Below are 22,062 nucleotides of genomic sequence, written 5' to 3'. Positions count from 1 at the left end.
TCAAACTCCTCTTGTGCTTATCGCGGGGCCATGCGGATCGCGCCGTCGAGGCGGACGCTTTGCCCGTTGAAGTAAGTGTTGCGGACCAGTTCCATCGCGAAACTGGCGAATTCGTGCGGCTCGCCCATGCGCTTGGGGAACGGAACGCTGGCATTCAGCCCGTCCAGCACCTTCTGCGTATTGCGGGCGAGCAGCGGGGTATTGAAAATGCCCGGCTGGATCGCGTTGACGCGGATGCCAAGGTCCATCAGGTCGCGCGCCATTGGCAGGACGAGACCCGAAACCCCCGCCTTGGCCGAGCCATAGGCGATCTGGCCCACTTGCGCGTCCTGCGCGGCGGCGGACGAGGTCAGTACGATCGCGCCGCGCTCGCCGTCCTCCATCGGCTCCAGCCCCGCCATGCCCAGCGCCGACAGCGAAGCGACGCGGTAGCTGGCGGTAAGGATGCCGTGGACGGCAAAGGCATAGTCCTCGGTCGAAAAGCGGGTAAATCCGCCCGTCTCGCGATTGCGGCCCACGGTCTTGCCCTTGCGGTTGACCATGGCGCAATGGACCAGCACCCGTTCCTGCCCCTGCGCCGCGCGCGCCGTGGCGAACCCGGCTTCGACTGAAGCCTCGTCGGTGATGTCGACCTTCACGAACAGCGCGCCCGTGGCCGCAGCCACTTGCGCGCCCAGCTCTTCGTTCAGGTCGAAGATCGCGACTTTCACGCCTGCCGTCGCCAGTGCCTCGACGGTCGCGCGGCCGAGGCCCGAGGCCCCGCCCGTCACCACCGCCGCGATGCTGGCGTCGATCTTCATGCGAGGAAGCCCTGCAGGCGGCCCTTGATGATGGCTTCGGCCTCGCTGATGATCCGGTCGATCAGCACCTGGCAGGTCGGGATGTCGTGGATCAGGCCCTGGATCATGCCCGCCCAGAACACGCCCTTCGACAGGTCGCCGGTTTCGAGCAGTTCCTTGCCCGCCGTACCCGCCACCAGTTCGCGCACGTCCTCGAACACCGCATCGGGCTGGGCGAGCCGTCGCACGACTTCCTCGGACACTTCACTGCGCCCGACGCGCGCGGTGTTCTTGAAGTTGCGGAAGATCAGGAAGCTGCCGCGCTCGTCGTTGTCGACATAGGCCTGCTTGACGTTGTCATGGATCGGCGCCTCGACCGTGGCGCAGAAGCGCGTACCCATGTTGATGCCTTCGGCGCCGAGCGACAACGCCGCGACGAGGCCGCGCCCATCACCGAAGCCGCCGCTCGCAAGCATCGGGATCTTCACCTTGTCGGCGGCGGCGGGGATCAGGATCAGGCCCGGAATATCGTCCTCTCCCGGATGGCCCGCACATTCGAACCCGTCGATCGAGATCACGTCCACGCCCGCCTTCTCGGCCGAAACGGCATGGCGCACCGCAGTGCACTTGTGCAGGATCTTGATCCCGTGGGGCTTCAACTGCTCCCAGATCTCGCGCACCGCCGGTGTGCCAGCGGTTTCGACCACCTTCACCCCGCCGTCGATGATCGCCTGGGCATAGGCCTTGTAATCGGGCGAATTGATCGTCGGGAACACCGTCATGTTCACGCCGAACGGCTTGGAGGTCATGCTCCGCGTGCGCTCGATTTCCTCGCGCAGCTTTTCCGGCGACGGCTGGGTCAGCGCGGTAACGATGCCAAGCCCGCCCGCGTTCGAGACGGCTGAGGCCATTTCGGCGGTGCCGACGTTCATCATGCCGCCCTGGACGATCGGATGCTCGATTTCGAGCATTTCGGTAATGCGCGTCTTGAAAGCCATCTGGCCCTCCGATGGAAACTTGAAAACAGGAATGCCCGCCGCCTTCCCTCAAAGGCGGCGGGCAAAGCGGGTCCGGCGATCAGGCCGGGATCTGGTTGAACGGCACGCCCTTGTCCGGACGGTGATCCTGCGGCAGGCCGAGAATCCTTTCCGCTATCGTATTGAGCAGCATCTCGTCCGCGCCGCCCGCGATGCGGCCCGTCGGCGCGCTGATCCAGCTGTTGGTCCACTCCTCCCGCGGGGAATTGTGCTCGGAATAGGCAAAGCCCGACTGGCCCTTGAGGTCCATGGCCAGTTCCGACAGCCTCTGACGGCTGCGCACCGCGACCAGCTTGTTGAGCGAACCTTCCGGCCCCGCTTCCATACCCGCCTGCATCATCAGCATGGCACGCGCGGTGATCGAATCGAGGCCTGCACGCATCGCGTGGTTGCGCGCGATCTGCGAACGGATGCGCCCGTCCTCGATCGCCGGACGCCCGCGATAGTCGGTTGTCTTCGCCAGCTCCACGAACAGGTCGAGCGGCGGGCCGAAGCCTGCGCTGTCAGTCGCAATATAGCGCTCGATCATCAGCGTGTGCATCGCCACGGCGAAGCCACCGCCCACCGGGCTCATGCGCTGGCTGTCTTCCAGCCGCACGTCGTCGAAGAACACTTCGTTGACGTGGCTGTCACCCGCCGCGAGCTTGACCGGGCGCACGTCGACGCCCGGCGCCTTCATGTCGACCCAGTAGTACGTCAGGCCCTTGTGCTTCTGCGCGGTCGGATCGGTGCGCGCCACGATCACGCCATAGTCGCAATACTGCGCCCAGCTGGTCCACAGCTTCTGGCCGTTTAGCTTCCAGCCGTTGCCGTCGACTTCGGCGCGGGTGCGAAGCCCTGCAAGGTCAGACCCGCCCGACGGTTCGGAAAACAGCTGGCACCATATCTCTTCGCCGCGCAGCGCCTTGATCACGCGCTCCTTGGCGAATTCCTTGTCCTGGCCGTGGTGCATCAGGATCGGCACCGGCATGCCCAGCGAAATGCCGAAATAGACCACCGGCATGCCGTACTTGGCTTCTTCGGTATCGAAGATCAGCTTGTGCGTGTGGGTCAGCCCCTGCCCGCCATAGTCCTTGGGCCAGCTGATCCCGCCGAACCCGGCGTCGTACTTGGTCGCCATGTAGCGACGACCCAAGGCAAGGTCTTCCTCGACCGTCAGGCCCTTGCGCGCGTCCTTGGCGAATTCACCCGCGACGGAATCGAGGAAGGCGCGCGCGCTGGCGCGGTAGGCTTCGAAATCGGTCATGCCGCATCTCCGAGGTGATCGACCAGCAGGTCTTCCCAGAACATCAGGTTGCCCTGCTCCACGGCAAGGCTGCGGGCGCGGCGCATGTGCAGGTGCAGCCCGCCTTCCCAGGTCGCGCCGATGCCGCCGTGGATCTGCACGGTATCGCGCGCAGCGGTGTCATAGGCGTCGGTCGCCGCAATCCGCGCGTCGGCAGCGGCGATCAGGAAGTTGTCCTTGCCCTCGCTGGCGACCGCATGGATGCAGTTGGCGCGCGCGATCTCGACGAAGCCATACAACTCGGCGATGCGGTGCTTGACCGACTGGAACGCACCGATCGGCTGGCCGAACGCCTTGCGCGTCAGGGCATAGTCGCGTGCGGTGAACAGCAGCGCCTCGGCAGCGCCGGTCTGTTCGTGCGCGGTGATCACGGCCATGCGCGCCAGCAGGTCGAGCGCCAGCGTGGCCGCCGCCTCGCCGTCCACCAGCAGCGTCGCGGGCGTGTCGGCAAAGGTCAGGTCGGCATAGAGCCGCGTGTTGTCATAGCTGTCGATAACGCTGCGCTGCGCGTCTGCGAGTTCGACCAGCACCAGCGCGGGCCTGCCCTGATGGCTGGCGAGCACGACCGCGATGTCGGCGGTCAGACCCGCCGTTACGCCCGGCTTGGTACCGTTGAGCTTGCCATCGGCATATGTCGTCGCGGGCGCGGCGGGCAGCGGATCGGTGCCTTCGGCAAACGCGACGGTGCCCAGCACTTCGCCCGCCGACAGCTTCGGCAGCCACGCCGCCTGCAGTTCGGCAACGCTCGCCGCGACCAGCGCCTGCGAAGCGCCATAGCCCACGGTCAGGTAAGGCGCGCCTGCAATCACCGCGCCGGTCTGCTGCGCCACGAGGCCCAGTTCGGCCAGCGTCAGGCCAAGGCCGCCATGTTCCTCGGGGATAGCAAGACCGGTCCAGCCCTGCTCGACGGCGGTATCCCAGAACGGCTGGTCCACTTCGCCGGTGGTGGTGAGCAACTTGAGCAAGCGGTCCTTGCTCGTCCGGGCTTCGAGCACGCGGCGCGATTCGGTCGCGATCGCCTGCTGCCCCTCATCGTAAAGGATCGACATCCTTGCGTTTTCCTGTCCCAGCTTTGTCCGACGCGCGTGATCGGCGTCGCAACGATTTGTTTAATCGCCCGATTAAACTGGACCGGAAGCCGCGGCAAGGCAAGCGGGGAAATCGCGCTGCACTAACGGGTTGCCATGCCCTGCCCGCGTGTTAATTCAGCAGTTAAACAAGTCAATGAGAGGAAAGCCGAAATGTCCAGAACCGTGCGCATCGGCGGCGCCTGCGCCTTCTTCGGCGATTCGAGCGTCGCGCCGACACAGCTGATCGCGGGCGGGGTCGATTACATCATCCTGGACTACCTCGCCGAAGCCACGATGTCCGCGCTGGGCAGCCTCAAGCGCCACCGGCCCGATCTCGGCTATGCCAGCGACTTCACCGAATGGGTGTGGAAGGACAACCTCGCCGCGCTGAAAGCCACCGGCACGAAGATCGTCACCAACGCCGGCGGCGTGAACCCGCAGGCCTGCTTCGCGCGGATGCAGGCCATCGCCGAAGAAGCGGGCTACCCGGACTTCAGGATCGCCTACGTCGAAGGCGACGACATGCTCGATCGCCTCGACGAAATCGCCGACCAGACCGAGATGTTCACGCACGCGCCCTTCCCCCCGCGCGACAAGATCATTACCGCCAATGCCTACTTGGGCGGCGGCCCCATCGCCCGCGCGCTGGCCATGGGCGCCGACGTGGTCATTACCGGCCGTTGCGTCGATTCCGCGCTGACCCTGGGCATCTGCATGTACGAGTTCGGCTGGGGACCGACCGACTACGACAAGTTCAGCCAGGCCAGCCTCGCCGGCCACGTCATCGAATGCGGCGCGCAAGGGTCGGGCGGCCTGTTCACCGATTGGGAAGACGTGCCCGACTGGGAAAACATCGGCTACCCCATCGTCGAAGCCCACGCCGACGGCTCCTTCGTCGTCACCAAGCCCGAAGGCACCGGCGGCCTCGTCAACAAGGCGGTCGTCGCCGAACAGATCCTTTACGAAGTCGGCGATCCGCAGGCCTACCTCCTTCCCGACGTCGCCTGCGATTTCACGCAAGTCCACCTCGAACAGGTCGGCGAAAACCGCGTGCGCGTCACCGGCTCGATCGGCCGCGCCCCCACCGGCAAGTACAAGGTCTGCGTCACCTGGGCCGATGGCTTCCGCTGCATGGGCTTCATGGCGCTGGTCGGCCGCGACGCGGCGAAGAAGGCGCAACGCCAGGCCGAAGCCGTTCTGGCCCGCTGCAACCGCATGCTGCGCGATCGCAACATGGGGCCGTATCGCACCAGCCGCATCGAGCTGATCGGCGCGGAGTCGAGCTACGGTGCCAACGCCCGCAACACGGACACCCGCGAAGTGGTCTACAAGCTCGCCGCCGAACACGACGACGAAGACGCCTTCAAGCCCTTCCTGCGCGAATTCGACAGCCCCACCACCTCGATGTCGGTCGGTACCGCCGGCTGGTTCGGCGCCCGCGCGCAAGTGACGCCCGTGTTCCGCGTGTTCTCGGTCGCCATCGCGCGCGACGCCGTGCCCGCCACGATCACGCTGGGCGACAAGATCGAGACGCTGACCGAACCCGTCCCCGCGAAGGTCTTCAACCCCGCCGAAATCGAACGCCCGACGCCCCCCGCCGAACCCGTGGCCGATGGGGTTGATCTGGTCGAAGTCCCCCTCGTCGATGTCGCGTGGGGCCGCAGCGGCGACAAGGGCGATGCCTTCAACATCGGCATCATCGCGCGCAAGCCGCAAGCCCTCCCTTGGATCCGCGCCGCGCTCTCGCCCGAAGCCATGCTCAAATGGTTCGCGCACGAATTCGAAGGCGGCGCCAACCCCGCCGTGCTGCGCTACGATCTCCCCGGCCTCGACGCCGTCAACCTGCACTTCCTCGATGCCCTGGGCGGCGGACAGTTCTCCTCGCTCCGCCTCGATCCCCTCGCCAAGGGCAAGGCGCAGCAGTTGCTCGATATGCCGATCAAGGTTCCGGCGGCGCTGGTTCGGTAGGAAAAGGGGAAGACAGGCCGGGATTTACCATCCCTGCACCCTGTTCATGTCTCCCGGCGAAAGAACTGTTCGAACCACACGCCATGTCCGGTCATGCCAGACCGGTTCGTGGTGCCGTTCTCGAATAGCATCCACTTGCGGAGCATCGTGATTATGGCAAACCTTATGCCATTGAATCGACTGAAAGGCGAATTTCCATGAAACGTCGCTTGGTGTGCCTCGGCTTTTTTGCGGCTCTTGCCGCGACGACGCCGCTTCATGCACAATTTCATCCCGGCCCGGTGCGCAACCCCGGCGACAACTGTCCCAACACACCCTATCCCGGCAACCCGGCGATCGTCCTGACGCCCGAACAGGAGCAGACGGTGCGCTGCTGGTTCCTTGCAGGCAGCAACGATGCGGGTCTGCGACTGGTGCAATCGTACATGGCCGACCAGCCGACCAAATATGCCAAGATGCTCGACGTGCTTGGCGTGATGGTTGGCGATCCGGTCAAGACCGCCAGCTCGATCAGCGGCCGCACCGCCATGACCCAGGCGATGAAAGGCTCCTCGATCGGATTCGGCGATTCGATCACCCCGGCGGGCCCGCGCCAGCACAGCCCCATCGCCATGCGCATCCTCGCCCAACTCTACATGACCGGCCGCGGCGTGGACAAGAACCCCGCCGCCGCGCTCAAATGGATCAAGCGCGCCGAACAGGGCGGCGACGAGGTGGCCACGGACCTGCACAAGGCCTGGCTCGCCGATGGACGCGTCACCGACTGAAACGTGCGGTCGCACCGGGGCCGCGAGGGCAAGGAAAGGTAGAAAGACAGGGAGTTGCCATCCCTGCCCCCTGTTGGCGTCTTCCAGCGACCGGGCCGTGCCAGTTACACCATGACACCCCGCCCCAAGCGCACCATGAGCGCCGGACGACGTCATGGGAGCGCGAGGGGGTAACCCCCTCGCACCTGCCCTTCCTGCGTTACTTCGGCGGCATCCGGATCGCGCCGTCCAGACGCAGGTTCTGGCCGTTGAAATAGCCGTTGCGCACCAGTTCCAGCACGAGGCTGCCGAACTCTGGCGGACGGCCAAGGCGCTTGGGGAACGGCACCGAGCGTTCCAGTCCTTCAAATACTGCGGGCGCACGGTCTTTGACGGCCAGCATCGGCGGCGTGGCGAAGATGCCGGGCATGATCGAGTTCACGCGGATGCCGATGTCCATCAGGTCGCGCGCCATCGGCAGCACCAGCCCGTTCACGCCCGCCTTCAGCGAGCCATAGGCGATCTGCCCGATCTGCGCGTCTTGCGCCGCGACCGAGGCGGTCAGCGTGATCACGCCGCGCTCGCCGTCTTCCAGCGGTTCGAGGCTCGCCATGCCCAGCGCCGAAAGCGAAGCCAGGCGATAGCTGGCGATCAGCACGCCATGCGCGGAATAGGTGTAGTCCTCAGTCGAAAAGCGCTTGTAGGCGCCCTTTTCGCGATCCCAGGCCAGCGTCTTGCCGCCCTTCATCGTCGCCGCGCAGTGGACGAGCACGCGCTCCTGCCCATTGGCCGCGCGCGCCGCCTCGAAGCCGGCGATAACGGATTCCTCGCTGGTGATGTCCACTTTCACGAAGGTCGCGCCGATTTCGGCGGCGACCTTCTGGCCCCAATCCTCGTTGATGTCGAAGATGGTGACCTTGGCCCCGGCGGCGGCGAGCGCTTCGGCGCTGGCGCGGCCAAGGCCCGACGATCCGCCCGTAACGACGGCGGCAACCGAACTGTCGATCTTCATCGCTTCTTCCTCTCCTGTGATTGATCCTGTGCGCGCCTCACCAAGTTTGAGAGGCTGGCCAAATCCCGAATGCGTTATAAGTTGCACTCCGCAACGCGCTGAAGTCGCGCGCAATGGGAGAACGAGCATGTCGACTGCTGCCTGGGGCGCCACCGCGCCGGATTCGGGAATGGCCCCGCTGACGATCGAACGCCGCGCGCTTCGCGACGAGGACGTGGCGATCCAGATCACCCATTGCGGCGTGTGCCATTCGGACCTGCACACCGCGCGCAACGACTGGCACCGCACGGTCTACCCCGCCATTCCCGGCCACGAGATCTGCGGCGTGGTCAGCGCCGTCGGCGCGGGCGTGACCCGCTTCGCTGTCGGTGACCGCGTTGCCGTCGGCACGATCGTCGATTCCTGCCGTCACTGCGACGCCTGCACGCACGGCGACGAGCAATATTGCGAAGAGGGCAACACCGGCACCTACAACGGCAAGGACCGCCACGACGGCAGCCCCACCCACGGCGGCTATTCCGCCAGCATCGTCGTCGCCGAACCCTATGTCCTGCGCGTGCCCGACAATCTCGACATGGCCGCAGCCGCCCCGCTGCTCTGCGCGGGCGCGACCACGTGGTCGCCCTTGCGCCACTGGAAAGTCGGTCCCGGCACCCGCGTCGCGGTGATCGGCCTCGGCGGTCTTGGCCATCTCGGCGTCAAGTTCGCCAAGGCGCTGGGCGCGCATGTCACCATGATCACCGGCTCGCCCTCCAAGGTCGCCGACGCGCAGCTGCTGGGCGCCGATGCCGTGCTGCTGTCGAGCGACAAGGACGCGATGCGCGCCGCCACGCGCAAGTTCGACTTCGTGCTCGATACCGTGCCCGTGCGCCACGACGTGACGAAGTACCTCTACCTGCTCGATCGCAACGGCACGCTGTGCATCGTCGGCATGATCGACATGATGCCCGAACTGCACACAGGGTTGCTGCTCGGCGGTCGTCGCGCGGTCACCGGCTCGGGCGTGGCGGGCATTCCCGAAACGCAGGAAATGCTGGATTTCTGCGCGGAGCATCAGGTGCTGCCCGAAATCGAGATGATCCGCATGGACGAGATCAACCACGCCTTCGAACGGATGGAGCGCGCCGACGTGAAGTACCGCTTCGTGATCGACATGGCGACGCTCGCTCCCGCCTGATCCGCGTTACCGCCAACCGGCCTCGACGGCGGCCAGGCGCTTGCGCCAGCCGTCGCCGGGGACGCGCGCTGCAAACTCGGCCGACAGCCTGGCGACGAGATCGGCCACCGGCTCGATCCGGTCGATAAGCCCAACGCTCTGCCCGGCGCTGAAGGTGTCGCGCCAGCCGACCATGCCTTCGGGCAGGTCCACCTTGCCCGGCGCGCGGATGGTCAGGTCGTCCAGCCCGGCCTCGGCCAGCGAATCCCGGATCCAGTTGGCAGGCACGCCATTGATCGCCGCGGATACGACGATCCCGTCCACCCCGGCCCGCGCGATGTGGTGACGATGGCCCTCGACCACCCCGCTCTCGGGCGTGGCGATGAAGCGCGTCCCCATGCAGGCGATGTCGCCGCCCAGTGCGAGCGCGCCCGCCATGCCCGCCGCATCGGCGATCCCGCCTGCCACGATCAGCAGCCCGTCCCAGATCCGCCGCACCGCGGGCACGAAGGCCAGCGGCGTCAGGAAGCCGGTATGCCCGCCCGCGCCCGAACACGTCACCATAAGCCCGTCGACTCCGACCGCTATGGCCTTTTCGGCGTGGCGCATCGTCGTCACGTCCTGGATTACGCGCCCGCCCCAGCCATGAACCCGCTCGACCACCGCCGACGGATCGCCAAGGCTGGTCAGCACCAGCGGCACGCGATGCTTTTCGAGCAGGTCGAGCTTGGCCGGGCCGGTCGGCTCAGTCGCGATCCGTGCGGGCAGGTTGACGATCGGCGGGCCACTGCCGGGCTGGCCACTGTCGGCCTGACTCGCGAGCGCCTCGAGATAGCGCTCGAACTCGTCCATCTGCGTATACGTCCCGCCCTGCCAACCGGCGATGATAGCAGCGCGCGAACAGGCGGTGGCAAGATCGACCGACGAGGCAATGCTCATCGGCGCGCACATCAGGGGGGCGGAAAGGCTTTCGAACATTCGCTCTTGATGGACTTAATCAATCGACTAATCAATGCCCCGCAACGCAAGACCACACAAGGACGCATCATGCGACACGCCGAGGCCGGACACCGCGTTCCGCCGTGCTATTACGTCGAGGAAAACGGCCTGTTCGCGCCGACCGGCCTCGCGCGCAGCCCGTGGGACCGCGCCGCCATCGCAGGCGGCCCGGTCAGCGCGCTGCTCGCGACCTGCGCAGAAGATGCCAACCTTGACGCCGATTTCGAGATCGCGCGCTTCTCGGTCGATATCTTCGGCAAAGTACCACATGCACGCCTGCACTTTATCAACGAAACCCTGCGCGATGGCCGCCAGACCAAGCTTCACCGCGTGACGCTGATGGCCGTAGATCGCCCCGCCGCGCAGGCCCACGTGCTTCGCGTGCGCCGACTGGAAACGCCGGTTGTGCCGGTGCTCCACGACTATCCGTTGCCCGATACGCTTCCCGATCACGATGACACCCCGCGCAGCGCGGCGATGGGCGGCGCGATCCGCACCCGCCGCGTGCTGGGCGGGCCGGGCCACGTCGGGCGTGGCCTGTGCTGGCTGCGCATGGATGGCGAGATCGTGGCGGGCCGTTCGCCGTCGAACTTCGCCAAGGCCGCGATCTTCGCCGATTTCGGGAACGGCTATGGCGCGGCGACCGACGCGCGCGAATGGACCTTCGCCAATCTCGACATCACCGTGCAGTTCCTGCGCATGCCGGTGGGCGACTGGTTCGTGCTCGACGCCGAAACGCACATGGCGGGCAACGGCCACGGCACCGCGCGCAACATCCTTGGCGATGTCGAGGGCGTGTTCGCGCGCGGCTTCCAGACGATCTTTGTCGCACCGGGGCACGAATCGAAATCCTTACCCATGCGCGGCTGATCGCCCTAGATCCGCTCGATCTTCTCGGGTTCGAGCCGCCCGCGCAGCGCATCGGCAAAACCGATCCAGTTGCCCTTCACCCTTCCCCAGCGGTCGACCCAGGGTTCGGGCCGCAGCACCTTGACGTGGTTGGCAACGACATTGCGCAGCATCAGCTTGTGCGCGAAACCCGCGCTCATCGTGCCCTTGCGCTTGAGGTAGAGCGGGTTGACCACTTGCGCAAAGCCCAGCCGCACACCCGAAGTGCGCGCGCCCTTCACCCCGCGATGCACCCCGGCAAAGGCATGGGTCAGGACCGTGCGTCCGCGCTGCCCCACTTGCGTGGCGAAGTCGATGTCCTCCTGCCAACCGTAGAGCCGGAGCCTCTCGTCGAACCACACATCCCGGGTGGCACTGGCACGATAGGCCATGTTGCAGCCGTACAGGCCTTCGAGATCGCGCAGCACGTCGAGCGAGGGCGCAACTTCGCGATCATGCGCGTCGAGCAACGCTTCGGCCTCGCCCACGCTGATGCCGGGGGAGTTGATGCCATCGGCCAGCAGCAGGCCATTGGCCCCGACGACATCGCGATGCGCATTGAAAAACGCGGCGATCCGTTCGAGGCAGTGACGCGAGGGCAGATAGTCATCGTCGAAGAACGTGACGATGTCGGCATCGCCGGCCAGATACCGCAGGCCGGTGTTGCGCTGCACCGCCGATCCCTTCGGCCCCATGATCACTTCGACGCGCGGGTCGAGATCGGCAGGCACGTCGGATGCGGCAACGCACGACAGGATCATCCGCGACGGCAGCAACGTCTGTTCGAAATGCCGCTTCACCGCGAGCGCCAGATCGTCGGGGCGTCCGATGCTGGCGATGATCACGGCCACCCGCGCGGCAGTGCTGTGCATGGTCGGTCTCCTCAGGCGGTGATCGGGCCGGCCGCGAACTTGCGGCGCGGGACCAGCAAACGCCCCGCAGCCAGCGTTACCGCATAAACGACGGCAAGAAGAAGACCCTCGGCCACGAGATTGATCAGGTTCGGACCCTCGGCGAATTGCGGCAACTCACCGACAGCAGCGCCGGCGGCGAACACCGCCAGCACCGCAAGCACGCTGGGAATGGCCACGACCAGCAATTGCGAAATCCGGATTCCGCCTTCCTTGACCAGAAAGAACACCGCGACACCCAGTGCGAGGATGCCGGCGACTATGTCCGAGGCCGCCACCGCGACGATCCCGAACGGCAAAGCCAGCGCAAAGGTGACGACGCTCGCGACCGTCGTCAGGATGGCGAGTGTGCGCGTCAGCCGCGGCTTGCCCAGCAGAGGGAAGATCGGGTCGGTCAGCGTGGAAACCAGCCGCGTTATGCCACCGATGCACAGCAGCGTCAGAAGCACTACCGCATCGTTCCACTTGGCCCCCAGCAGCACGTGGATGAGCGGGTGCGCCATCACCGCCATCAATGCCAACAAGGCCGCACCCAGCGACAGCACGATTTCGAGGAATTGCAGCGAAGCGGATTCGAACGCAGTGCCGTCCGCGCCGACCTGTTCGTCCGCATCGCGCGCGCGGCGCAGCCACGACCAGCCGAGGAAGCGCGCCGGTTCGCGGATCACTTCCTGCGCGGTCCCGCTCAGCCGCGTTGCCGCACGGTAGATGCCGACAGCCGCGGCGTTGAAGAATACCCCGATCGCCAGCGTGGTGAAATTGCCCTGCAGGTAGGACAGCACCCGCGCCGAGAGAATCTCGCGCGAGAAGACCACCATCTTGCGCACCGCAGCCCGGTCAGGAACACGAAACGCCAGCCGGTGATTGCACACGATGTAGCCGCCCAGTTCCACCACCAACAGCGCCAGTTTGCCCCAGGCGAGCGCAATCACGCCCTGCCCCAGCCACAGCGCCAGCGCGCCGGCCGCAAAACTCGCCAGTTCGGCGCTCCATTGCACGGCAGCTACCGCACCCAGCCGCCCGTCTCGCGTCAGCACGCCGACCTGGACAACCGTGAGCGGCCGCAACAGGATCCAAGGCAACAGCATCAGGCCGATGACCCCGAACGCCCCGGTCGTGCCCGCAACTTGCGCCAGACCAAGCCCGACCATGCCCAGAAGGCTCATTGTCGCGCCACTGGCGAGCGCGATCGTGCTCGCTTCGCGGACCTCGTCGGGCTCGTCGCAACAAATGACATATTCGCGCCACCCCGCTTCAGCGAGCACGGTCAGCCCGAGAACGACGGCATAGGCCATGCTGAAAATGCCGAAATCGGCGGTCGACAGCACGCGCGCCGCATAGAGAAACAGCAGGAACTGAAAAGCCTGCGAGGCCACGCGCACCAACGCGAGCCCCGTCGCCCCCGCAAAACGGTTCAACAGTTGGGGATCCAGAAACTTCAAGTCGAGATCCCATTGGCGATCACCGCCGCAAGGTACGACCTATCGGCCCGCATTGGCAACATTAAAAAGGTGCAATGTGCATAACCGCAAGCAATCGCACAGAACAAATCCACTACATTTCATAAATCAGCAATTTATCCAACGTCTCCGCAATATTATCTTTAGTTATTTACAAAATATTTCTTTAGCTATAGCACTGATCTTACTGAAACAGAATTCGTGCCATCAGAATAGCAATCCCGGCGTCCCGACCCGTATCAGGTGCCACGCGGCTTTGCCGGAAGCAACCATCGGGCGCGGCGATGCACCGGACGCTCAAACAATACATGGAACAGCGCAGCCGCGATCGCAGAGGCGGCAACCATCGCCAGGAGCGTCGCGTAGATGCCTGGGAGCGTGCGGTTGATGCCCAGCAAGATGGAAATCTTCCCCACCACCTGCAAAGCGAAGGGATGGATCAGATAGAGCGCATAACTGGCATCACCTTGGAAGACCAACCAACGTGCATCAAGCCGAATCCCCTCCTTTTCCAATAGGATAGCCCCGGCCACGATCAGGAACGCAGACAAGGAGACGGGCAGTTCCACGTGCTCCCAGTCGCGCAACGGTACCGTGTCACAGACAAACAGCCCGATCAGGCCCCCGAGCATCATGAACGATGCCGCTGTCGCACCAAGACGCACATGGCGCAAAGGCCATAACAGAACGCCCAGCGCAAAGCCCAAGATGATGTCGCGGCCGACATAGTCCATAAGTTCGGACTGCGTGAGCATCTGCCCGGCCAGCGCGACCATAAGCGCCGCGACAATCGCACTGATCCGCGCCTGCTCAGATCGAAGCAGCAGGCATAGCGCGAACAGCACATAAAACATCATTTCATAGTTGAGCGTCCACCCCGGAAAGACGACCGGCTTTTCAAGCCCGTTCGGCCCGAAATAGGGCAAGTAGAACAGCGACGCAAACAGGCGATCGAGGGTTGCCTGCTTCTGGCTGAACATCTTGAGGCCAGAGAAGATCGCGCCGAACGCGGCGAACGTCAGCAACCAGTAGGGCGGACTGATGCGTAAAGCGCGCTCAGCCAGAAACGGCAGTGGGCGCGATGGCCGGTTGTTCACGGTCATCATCATGACATAGCCACTGATGACGAAGAATATCTCGACCCCATAGCTGCCGATAGCGGGGTAGGGGAAAGAGCGTCCGGGCGCGATGTAGTTGTGCAGGCTGTCCACGAGATGGTGAAACACCACCGCCCATGCGGCAATCGCGCGCAGGGCCTGAATATTGTACACCTTTTCTCCGGAGGACGGACGATCCTTGTCGGCGCCGCTCCCCAGCGTCAATTTCGCCTCTAGCACGATACCCCCATCATACGACCGTCTAGCCCAGGTCGAGACCCTTGCACTATTTCGCACTTGCGGCAATTAGTGGGGAGACAGATACGTCGAAACGCCCCGCTTCGGAGCATATTGACTTGAGCTTGCCGCGTACGATCATCATCAACGGCAAGTTCCTCATTGCCGAAGCGACCGGGGTGCACCGCGTGGCCTCGGAACTGATCACCCACGCCTATCAGCTTCTGGCAGAACGAAATGATCTGGCGCAACGCCTTGCTCTGGAGCTTTGGGTGCCGGCTGGAGGCGCCGAGAGGGCGCGGCAACTGGGCGTGCCGTTCCGGGTCGTCGCTCCGCTTTCCGGGCGCGCATGGGAGCAGATCACCTTGCCCCGAAAGGCCGGCAAGCGAATCATCCTGTCGCTGTGCAATGTCGGCGTGGTGGCCGCACATCGTTCGGTCACGATGATCCATGATGCCCAGGTGCGCAGCACACCCGACAGCTACAGCATACCGTTCCGGCTGTGGTATCGTTTCCAGCATGCCATCTCCGGTCGTCGCCACGAACGTATCCTGACGGTTTCGGAATTTTCGCGCCAGCAATTGGCCCACTACGGCATTGCACCGCAGCACAAGGTCGGCGTGATCCTTAACGGCATCGACCATCTGGGCCAGATGGATGCTGACAGCAGGATCCTCGACCGCTTGGGGCTCGAAACCGGCAGGTTCGCCGTCACGCTCGCCAATACGCAGGCGCACAAGAATATCCCCATGCTGTTGCGGGCCCTTGCGGCGCCGGAACTGGCTGGAATCAAACTGGTACTGTTCGGCTCGGCCAAGGCCGATGATTTTCGCGTGCTCGGTCATGCGATTCCCGACAATGCGGTTTTCGCTGGCCGTGTCACCGACGCCGAATTGCAGGCGCTGTACGAAAAGGCGCTCTGCATCGCCTTCCCGTCGAGCACCGAAGGCTTTGGCCTTCCGCCGCTTGAAGCCATGCGGGCAGGCTGCCCCGCTATCGTCGCCCGTGCCGGGGCGCTGCCGGAAGTTTGCGGCGATGCAGCCCTATACGCTGATCACCACGATCCGCAGGATTGGGTCAGGGTACTTTCCGAACTCGCGATCGACTCCGACCTGCGCGCCGATCTCGCTGCGCGCGGGCGCGCGCAGGCCGCGCGCTTCACCTGGCGCGACGCCGCCACGCGTCTGGTCGAGGAACTGCTGGCGCTTCGCTGAAACGCGATGGTGGCTGGGCCTCGGCTTGCCCCCACTGCCCCTGTGCCGATTGCGGATGGCCCGGTGACCGATGGGCGCCTTGTCGGCGCAACGCCACGAAAGGGCGACGCAGACCGATCGAAAACCCCGCCAGCGAAGCAAAGATCGCCCCGGGATCGGGCGAAGGGCCGGACAGGATTGCCGGAATCAGCACTGCCACCGCACCCCATCCAACGATGCGGGCGATCTTCAAGCGCCCCTTCTGCGCATCGATCGCACCGAACTGGCCGACAATGCCGAACTGCAGCAAATAGCCCGCAAACAGCACGCAGCCGATCACCCCGCACGAGCCGACGACAGACTGCACGAAGCCCGACGATCGGAACGTCCCCGGCCCCACGCCAAGGCCGTGCGACAGTAGGAACATGTCGATACCCTGCCGCGCCCAGAAAGCACGCTGCAAGCCGGATGCGGACGTCGCCTTCTTGACCGTGTTGACCTCGAGCAGATTTCTCGCCCAGGCGGCGAGCTCCGGGTTGAGCAGCATCAATGCGATCACGGCGGCCAATCCGATGAGGCCCAACGTGACCAGCACAACCACCTTGGTGACGGGAATGTTGCGCGCGCTTGCGGCAAGGCGAATCGCCACGACCAGACCATAAATGGCGATGGCGGCATAGGCCGTGGTCGACGTGCTGATCATCAGGACGACCATCGCAGCCAAGGCTGCAAGACCGCTTCGCACTGGATCGATATCATTCAACCAGCTTTCGAAGCAGACCACGAACCATACAAAGGTGAAGCTCGCAAACGAGGACGGCTCGCTCATCACGCCGTCCATGCGCCGGAGGTCACCGAAATACTGGTCGAGCTGGCCATAATTGCCGTTGCGGATGAAATCGACGACCATGTCCCAGGCCGTACCCGCAAGAGTGATAGAGGCGATCCCGGTGATCACCTGCACCCACACCAGAATCGCCGCGAGCCGGACGATCGACTGCGGCCGCTGACTGGTACGTCCGGCGACATACGCGACCATGGCGGTCAACGCAGTGCCCATCATGTAAACCGGAGTGGTGATGTTCTGCGGAGTAAAGCGAAGTGGAAACACGTCGTAGAGGTGGATGATCTGCTCACCCGCCGACATGGGCACGACCTGCGCCTGCCCGGCAAACACGAAGGGCAACGTGCACGCCGCGACCAGCCCCCAGGTAGCGTAGAGCAGCAGCAGGCCGTTATTGCGCAGCGCATCGGCCAACAGGCCCGTGCGCTGGCCCACCGCGCGGAAAACCGCGATCAGCAGAAACGCGAGCATCACCCGCGAGGGGGGCACGGTCGACCCACCCAGTGCAGGGAGCTGAAGCGCCGCCGAAGCGTCGAACACGCCCGCCGCCAGCGCACCGAGCAGAACCGGCAGTATCCCGCCGCGCGTCAGCAGCCAGATGCCGATGGCGATCGTGATGAGGCCGTGGATCGTGGGGATCATGGGGTTTTCCCGCTCAGTTCGCCTTTGCGGCGCCGAACCGGCCGGAAAGGCCCTCACCGACGATGCCCGCGATCCTTGCATCGAACACTTCGGGCGCGAAGCGACGGGCATTGGCGAGCGCGACTTGGGGAGCGAAATCGCCCTGCCAGCGCTCGAAGCGCTCGACCGCATCGATCAGCGAATCGACCGACTGTTCGTCGAAGAACAACCCCGTCTCCCTATCGACGATCGTCTCGCGCGCGCCGCCCCGGCCATAGGCGATGACCGGACGGCCCGAGGCATTGGCCTCGACCGGGACGAGCCCGAAGTCCTCCTCGGCAGGGAAGAGCAGCGCCTTGCATTCGGCATAGGCTTTGCGCAAGCCGGCGAAATCGAGCCGAGGGACAATCGTGACGTTCGGCCCGGCCCGGCGCGCGATGTCGGCGGAAAGCTCGCCATCGCCCACCATCAGCAGCGGCAGCCCCAGCCGCGTGAAGGCGTCGGCGACAAGATCCGCGCGCTTGTAGGGCGTCATCTGGCCCACCCACAAATAGCGGTCGGTGACGGTGCCCGTCGGGCCGAACAGGTCAACCTCGACCGGGGGGTGCACCACGTCCGCCTGGCGGTTCCAGGCCTTGCGTACGCGACGGGCGATGAAGGCGCTGTTCGCGGCGATCCTGTCGGGGCGCTGGGCCGACGCGGTATCCCACTGGCGCAGGCCATGGAACAGCACCGGCATCAGCGCACGAGTCAGCCGCCCGGCCCTGGCCTTGTAAGGGTGATAGTGATCCCACAAGTAACGCATCGGGGAGTGACAGTAGCACAAGTGGAACGCATCGGGCCCGGCGATGACACCCTTGGCCGGGCCGCTTTCGCTACTGATCACCAGATCGTAGCCCGAAAGGTCCAGCTCCTCGAGCGCATAGGGCATCAGCGGCAGGTACTTCTGGTAGTGCTTCACCGCGCCCGGCAGCTTCTGGATGAAGCTGGTGTGGATGGTATGCGCCCGGATCGCGTCTGATAGCCGGTCGGGCTGCACCACGTGGGTGAAGATGTCCGCCTGCGGATAGAGGCGCAGGAACCGTTCGAGCACGCGCTCGCCGCCGCGCATCCCGACCAGCCAATAATGGACGATCGCAACACGCAGATTCCGCTGCCCGCCACCGACGGAAAGCGAGGTCATCGCGCGCCGATCAGATACGTAGCGTAGGCATCATAGTAGCTGGAACTGGCCTCGTCCGGCGCGTACTTGGCCTGCTTCTTGAGGTCGACCCGCGTCAGCACGACGCCGATGAAATCACGCAGGCGCGGCGGTAGCAGGCGCGCTGCAGACTTGACCCGCTCGCGGCTGGTGGCTCGCCAGCGCACGGCCAGGATCACACCATCGGCCAGACCCGCGATCTCGCGCGTTTCGGCGATCGAGAGCAGCGGCGGCAGATCGAGCACGACGAATTCGAAGCGCTCCTTCAACTGCGCCACAACGCGATGGATGCCGCCATCGGCGACGAGCCGTTCGCCTTCGGCCGCGACCGAACCGAGCGGCAGAAGATGCAGCTTGGGGTGGATCTCGACCAGCGCCTGATCAAGCTCCGCCGTCCCCGCCATGACTTCGCGCAGGCCAAGTCCCTCGCTGCGACCGTGCAGCTTGCTCAGGCCGCGCACGATAACGTCGCAATCGACCACCACGGTCGTCGCGCCCAGTTCCGCACCAGTCAGCGCCAGCATAGCCGAAAGCGAGGTCTTGCCTTCCTCGGGCATGGCCGAAGTGATCGCCAGTACGCGGCCACGATCTGGCACGTGGATGTGGCTGGCGCTGTAGATGCCACGAACCGCCTCGGCCATGATCGAGCTAGGCTGCGTGCGGACGGTCTCGTACGGCGTTTCAGCCGTGCCATCGAGACGCGCGTTGTCGGGCACCGAACCGAGGAAGGGCAGACCCAGCACCTTCATCACCTCGTCCGAGGTGGTAAGGCCGCTGAACTGCATTTCGACGACGAAGGCGATAGCGCCGCCCAGCAGCACGCCGATCACCCCGGCCAGCACCATGTTGAGCACGACCTTCGGGCTCGACGGGCCATCGGGCGGGGTCGCCTGGCTGATGACCGTCGCGCGCGATTGTTCGGTGCCGCTCATCGCCGAAATCTGGCGGTAGCGGGCAAGATAGGTTTCGTACTGCCCTTGCGACGCCTCGGCGCGGCGCTGGAGATCATCGAGCGCGACCATCGCGCCGTTGTTGGCTGCCAGCGTGCCGCGCGCCTGGCCAAGCGAGCCCTGCAGCGAACCGAGCCGCTGGTTGGACACGTTGGCCTTGGCTTCGAGGTTGGAGATGACGCGGTCGATCTCTTCCTGGATCTGGCCATCAACCGAGGCCAGTTCCTGCTTGGCGCGCAGCAGTTCGGGATGCTTGGCGCCGTAGCGTGCGCTGAGATCGGCGACTCGGGCGGCTATCTGCGCACGTTGCGTGCGCAGGCTGCCGACGACAGACGACGACAGCGCCTCGCCCACGTCGGCCCCGTTGGAACCGTTGCGCAACTGGCGCCGCGCCGTGGCAAGCTGCGCCTGGTCGGCGGCAGCTTCTGCCTTGGCCGTTGCGACCTGCTGGTTGTAGACTGAAATATCCTGTTCAGTCAGCGAGTTGCCCTGGCTACTCAGAAGGCCGTTGCGGATGCGGTACGTCTGCACGGCTGCGAAATCGCGACGCGCTTCCTCGCGCAGTTCGGCGATGCGCTTTTCCAGGAAGTCCATCGCCTCGCGCGCGGTCTGCTGCTTCTGCGCGATCTGCGAGTTGGCATATTCGTCGGCAAAGGCGTTGGCGATACGAGCCGCCATCTCGGGATCGCGGTCATTATAGGTGACCTTGATCGAATAGGAGGTGCCGATCTGGACCGCCGAAAGGCTGTCCTTGAGTTCGCTTATGACTTCGATCCGGCCCGCCGCCAGATCGGCCTTGGGAACCGAGGCGAGCGGAACGATCCGGGGCTTCTGCCCGACCAGCCGCCCCAGTGAGGAGGGTTGCACCGCCAGCACGGGATTGTAGCGCGGATCGGTATCGAGCTTCAGCGCATCGACCACGCGCTCGGCCACTTCGGTCGAGGTGATGACGGCAATCTGGGTATTGACGTCCCAGTCGCCACTTACCTGCTGCGGCTGTGGCGCGCCCACCGGCTTGGTAGACAGGCGGTCTTCGAGCTGGTCGCTCTGCGGCCGCAGCAAAACCACCGACGAGGCCGTGAACATGCGTGGCTGCAACGCGGTGAGCAGCGCGCCGGTCGCCAGGCTCAGCCCGATCGCCAGCCAGATGATCCAGCTGCGACGCCGGAAAAAACCGATCAGGCGCGAAAAGCTGACCCGCTCATCTTCGTCCGACACCAGCGGCGCACCGGGAAGCAGGCGTCCGGCCCCGGTCTGCGGAAGACTGTCGGAACCATCGTAAACGGTAGGCAGGTTCATTTCTGAGCTTTCGCGATTCTATCGGGGCTCGCCGGGTCAGCGTACCAGCTTCACGCCGAGCATGGCGCGGAAATTGTTATAAGTTGGCGCTACCGTGGATCCGTGATCGCGCCCTTCGTAGCCGAGCGATCCGGTTACGTTCAGCCAGCGCTTCGCCTTCCAGGTGACCGAACCGCTGCCATAGTACGAGAACGCGGTCTGGCGGACGTTTTCATAGCGCTCGTTCGCACCGCTCGCGCGCAGCGTGAACACGACATTGCGGCGAAATTCGTAGTCGGTCGCAACGTCGAGGCGGGTCACGACGACGGTGCTGACGTTGCCGAAGTTGCTCGTCTGGTTTTCCTGCCGCAGGTCGGCGCGCACCGACACCAGTTCGTCCGGATACCAACGCACGCGCCCGTGCAGCGCCAGCCCCTTGCTGTCTGGGTAGAGCTTGTTCGAGAAGCTGTAAGAGCGATAGCCCGCGTCGAACGAGATCTCGATCAGCCTCGTCAGTTCGTAGCGCACGCCCGCCAGCGCCCGCTTGCCGGTCGCATCGCGGTTGGTCAGCGGATTGGGATCGGTGAAGTTGTCATCGGTAAGGCCGCCGGTCGCAGCAAGGCCGAAGCGCGGACTGACATTGTAGCGGACCTCGACTTCGCCATCGAAGCGGCGCTGGTCGCGGAAGCTCTGGTCGATGCGGCCACCATTGCCCAGGTCCAGATCATCGTAACGGGTGCGGCGATAGGAACCATCGACCGTCACGCGCAGCCGGTTGAATTCCTTCGACACCTTAAGTCGGCCGGTCAGATCGCGCGCCTGGAGCGGCTTGCCGGTCTGGAAGCTGTTGAGCACGGTTCCGCGCTGCGCGGTGAAACGGTTGTATCCCACTTCGCCGGAGACCCCGAGCCCGGCTGCGCGATCGAGGTTGAACGAGGCCAGCCCAGAATACTGGACGTCATTTTCACTGGTGTAGGTGGCATAGCGCCGGATGCGCGCGTCACCCGAGATGCGGAATCGCGCATCGGGGCGGTTCTGCTGGATCATCAGCGCAGGCAACGCGGTGAACGACACGTCGCCCACGCCGTTCGACGCGCGACTGTAGACGTTGGACTGATACTCGGTCACCACGCCGAATTCCGGATAGGCGAAGATATCGCCGGAGACGCGCACGCCCTGAGCGTCATAGCTCGGCTGCGGGCGATTGCCCGCCACATCCTGCGGCTCCTGAAAATTCAATTCCTGCGCCGAAGCCGCCGCAGACAAGGCCGTCGATCCCGCTAGAAGTACTTGGATCTTCATGAGGGACTTGGCCCAACGCAGCACCTTG

18 protein-coding genes are annotated in these 22,062 nt (G+C 64.9%); 5 read left to right on the top strand and 13 right to left on the bottom strand.

The window, feature by feature from the left end:
- Window positions 1-17: 17 nt before the first annotated feature.
- From K3A84_RS09990 to K3A84_RS09975, 4 genes are all read right to left on the bottom strand, one after another.
- Window positions 18-800, bottom strand: coding sequence for an SDR family oxidoreductase (locus K3A84_RS09990; RefSeq protein ID WP_225009196.1), 783 nt, complete (start codon window positions 798-800; stop codon window positions 18-20).
- Complete coding sequence (locus K3A84_RS09985; protein ID WP_225009195.1) at window positions 797-1,777, bottom strand: NAD(P)H-dependent flavin oxidoreductase; 981 nt, start codon at window positions 1,775-1,777, stop codon at window positions 797-799. The genes K3A84_RS09990 and K3A84_RS09985 overlap by 4 nt, the downstream gene beginning before the upstream one ends.
- Before the next feature lie 79 nt (window positions 1,778-1,856).
- Window positions 1,857-3,062, bottom strand: a complete 1,206-nt coding sequence (locus K3A84_RS09980; protein WP_225009194.1) for an acyl-CoA dehydrogenase family protein — start codon at window positions 3,060-3,062, stop codon at window positions 1,857-1,859.
- Entirely contained in the window at window positions 3,059-4,150 is a 1,092-nt protein-coding gene (locus K3A84_RS09975) for an acyl-CoA dehydrogenase family protein (protein ID WP_225009193.1), read from the bottom strand. Before K3A84_RS09975 ends, K3A84_RS09980 begins: the two co-directional genes overlap by 4 nt.
- Window positions 4,151-4,342: 192 nt before the next feature.
- On the opposite strand from K3A84_RS09975, the gene K3A84_RS09970 reads away from it, so the two are divergent.
- Both K3A84_RS09970 and K3A84_RS09965 read left to right on the top strand, forming a co-directional pair.
- Window positions 4,343-6,139, top strand: coding sequence for an acyclic terpene utilization AtuA family protein (locus K3A84_RS09970; RefSeq protein WP_225009192.1), 1,797 nt, complete (start codon window positions 4,343-4,345; stop codon window positions 6,137-6,139).
- A 197-nt stretch (window positions 6,140-6,336) separates the two neighbouring features.
- The gene (locus tag K3A84_RS09965; protein ID WP_225009191.1) at window positions 6,337-6,906 is read left to right on the top strand and encodes an SEL1-like repeat protein; all 570 of its coding nucleotides are present in this window, start codon (window positions 6,337-6,339) and stop codon (window positions 6,904-6,906) included.
- Window positions 6,907-7,105: 199 nt separating this feature from the next.
- On the opposite strand, the gene K3A84_RS09960 is transcribed toward K3A84_RS09965, so the two are convergent.
- Window positions 7,106-7,897, bottom strand: coding sequence for an SDR family oxidoreductase (locus K3A84_RS09960; RefSeq protein WP_225009190.1), 792 nt, complete (start codon window positions 7,895-7,897; stop codon window positions 7,106-7,108).
- Between the two features lie 127 nt (window positions 7,898-8,024).
- Between K3A84_RS09960 and K3A84_RS09955 the strand changes: the two genes are divergently transcribed.
- Window positions 8,025-9,074, top strand: coding sequence for an NAD(P)-dependent alcohol dehydrogenase (locus K3A84_RS09955; protein ID WP_225009189.1), 1,050 nt, complete (start codon window positions 8,025-8,027; stop codon window positions 9,072-9,074).
- Between the two features lie 6 nt (window positions 9,075-9,080).
- On the opposite strand, the gene K3A84_RS09950 is transcribed toward K3A84_RS09955, so the two are convergent.
- Window positions 9,081-9,992 carry an NAD(P)H-dependent flavin oxidoreductase gene (locus K3A84_RS09950; protein ID WP_225009188.1) on the bottom strand — a complete coding sequence of 304 codons (912 nt, stop codon included), beginning with the start codon at window positions 9,990-9,992 and terminating at the stop codon, window positions 9,081-9,083.
- Between the two features lie 108 nt (window positions 9,993-10,100).
- On the opposite strand from K3A84_RS09950, the gene K3A84_RS09945 reads away from it, so the two are divergent.
- Entirely contained in the window at window positions 10,101-10,922 is an 822-nt protein-coding gene (locus K3A84_RS09945) for a thioesterase family protein (RefSeq protein WP_225009187.1), read from the top strand.
- Window positions 10,923-10,927: 5 nt separating this feature from the next.
- On the opposite strand, the gene K3A84_RS09940 is transcribed toward K3A84_RS09945, so the two are convergent.
- The 3 genes from K3A84_RS09940 to K3A84_RS09930 form a co-directional block, all read right to left on the bottom strand.
- Window positions 10,928-11,812, bottom strand: a complete 885-nt coding sequence (locus K3A84_RS09940) for a glycosyltransferase family 2 protein (RefSeq protein WP_225009186.1) — start codon at window positions 11,810-11,812, stop codon at window positions 10,928-10,930.
- Window positions 11,813-11,823: 11 nt separating this feature from the next.
- Window positions 11,824-13,269, bottom strand: coding sequence for an oligosaccharide flippase family protein (locus tag K3A84_RS09935; RefSeq protein WP_225009185.1), 1,446 nt, complete (start codon window positions 13,267-13,269; stop codon window positions 11,824-11,826).
- A 281-nt stretch (window positions 13,270-13,550) separates the two neighbouring features.
- Entirely contained in the window at window positions 13,551-14,648 is a 1,098-nt protein-coding gene (locus K3A84_RS09930; RefSeq protein WP_225009184.1) for an acyltransferase family protein, read from the bottom strand.
- A gap of 41 nt (window positions 14,649-14,689) precedes the next feature.
- On the opposite strand from K3A84_RS09930, the gene K3A84_RS09925 reads away from it, so the two are divergent.
- Window positions 14,690-15,859, top strand: a complete 1,170-nt coding sequence (locus K3A84_RS09925; RefSeq protein ID WP_225009183.1) for a glycosyltransferase family 4 protein — start codon at window positions 14,690-14,692, stop codon at window positions 15,857-15,859.
- On the opposite strand, the gene K3A84_RS09920 is transcribed toward K3A84_RS09925, so the two are convergent.
- Genes K3A84_RS09920 through K3A84_RS09905 form a run of 4 tightly spaced genes read right to left on the bottom strand, consistent with a single transcriptional unit; the run spans window position 15,804 to window position 22,034 of the window.
- The gene (locus tag K3A84_RS09920) at window positions 15,804-17,324 is read right to left on the bottom strand and encodes an O-antigen ligase family protein (protein WP_225009182.1); all 1,521 of its coding nucleotides are present in this window, start codon (window positions 17,322-17,324) and stop codon (window positions 15,804-15,806) included. The genes K3A84_RS09925 and K3A84_RS09920 overlap by 56 nt on opposite strands.
- Window positions 17,325-17,337: 13 nt before the next feature.
- Window positions 17,338-18,486, bottom strand: coding sequence for a glycosyltransferase (locus K3A84_RS09915; RefSeq protein ID WP_225009181.1), 1,149 nt, complete (start codon window positions 18,484-18,486; stop codon window positions 17,338-17,340).
- Window positions 18,483-20,753 carry a GumC family protein gene (locus K3A84_RS09910; RefSeq protein ID WP_225009180.1) on the bottom strand — a complete coding sequence of 757 codons (2,271 nt, stop codon included), beginning with the start codon at window positions 20,751-20,753 and terminating at the stop codon, window positions 18,483-18,485. The genes K3A84_RS09915 and K3A84_RS09910 overlap by 4 nt, the downstream gene beginning before the upstream one ends.
- A gap of 36 nt (window positions 20,754-20,789) precedes the next feature.
- The gene (locus tag K3A84_RS09905; RefSeq protein WP_225009179.1) at window positions 20,790-22,034 is read right to left on the bottom strand and encodes an outer membrane beta-barrel protein; all 1,245 of its coding nucleotides are present in this window, start codon (window positions 22,032-22,034) and stop codon (window positions 20,790-20,792) included.
- Window positions 22,035-22,062: the final 28 nt, after the last annotated feature.

The organism is Novosphingobium percolationis, assembly GCF_020179425.1.
Lineage (GTDB): Bacteria > Pseudomonadota > Alphaproteobacteria > Sphingomonadales > Sphingomonadaceae > Novosphingobium > Novosphingobium percolationis.
This window is presented reverse-complemented; position numbering and strand designations above follow the sequence as displayed.

Coding starts and splice junctions, on each gene's coding strand:
- K3A84_RS09990 (WP_225009196.1), bottom strand. CDS start 800: ATGAAGATCGACGCCAGCATCGCGGCGGTGGTGACGGGCGGGGCCTCG.
- K3A84_RS09985 (WP_225009195.1), bottom strand. CDS start 1,777: ATGGCTTTCAAGACGCGCATTACCGAAATGCTCGAAATCGAGCATCCG.
- K3A84_RS09980 (WP_225009194.1), bottom strand. CDS start 3,062: ATGACCGATTTCGAAGCCTACCGCGCCAGCGCGCGCGCCTTCCTCGAT.
- K3A84_RS09975 (WP_225009193.1), bottom strand. CDS start 4,150: ATGTCGATCCTTTACGATGAGGGGCAGCAGGCGATCGCGACCGAATCG.
- K3A84_RS09970 (WP_225009192.1), top strand. CDS start 4,343: ATGTCCAGAACCGTGCGCATCGGCGGCGCCTGCGCCTTCTTCGGCGAT.
- K3A84_RS09965 (WP_225009191.1), top strand. CDS start 6,337: ATGAAACGTCGCTTGGTGTGCCTCGGCTTTTTTGCGGCTCTTGCCGCG.
- K3A84_RS09960 (WP_225009190.1), bottom strand. CDS start 7,897: ATGAAGATCGACAGTTCGGTTGCCGCCGTCGTTACGGGCGGATCGTCG.
- K3A84_RS09955 (WP_225009189.1), top strand. CDS start 8,025: ATGTCGACTGCTGCCTGGGGCGCCACCGCGCCGGATTCGGGAATGGCC.
- K3A84_RS09950 (WP_225009188.1), bottom strand. CDS start 9,992: ATGAGCATTGCCTCGTCGGTCGATCTTGCCACCGCCTGTTCGCGCGCT.
- K3A84_RS09945 (WP_225009187.1), top strand. CDS start 10,101: ATGCGACACGCCGAGGCCGGACACCGCGTTCCGCCGTGCTATTACGTC.
- K3A84_RS09940 (WP_225009186.1), bottom strand. CDS start 11,812: ATGCACAGCACTGCCGCGCGGGTGGCCGTGATCATCGCCAGCATCGGA.
- K3A84_RS09920 (WP_225009182.1), bottom strand. CDS start 17,324: ATGATCCCCACGATCCACGGCCTCATCACGATCGCCATCGGCATCTGG.
- K3A84_RS09915 (WP_225009181.1), bottom strand. CDS start 18,486: ATGACCTCGCTTTCCGTCGGTGGCGGGCAGCGGAATCTGCGTGTTGCG.
- K3A84_RS09910 (WP_225009180.1), bottom strand. CDS start 20,753: ATGAACCTGCCTACCGTTTACGATGGTTCCGACAGTCTTCCGCAGACC.
- K3A84_RS09905 (WP_225009179.1), bottom strand. CDS start 22,034: ATGAAGATCCAAGTACTTCTAGCGGGATCGACGGCCTTGTCTGCGGCG.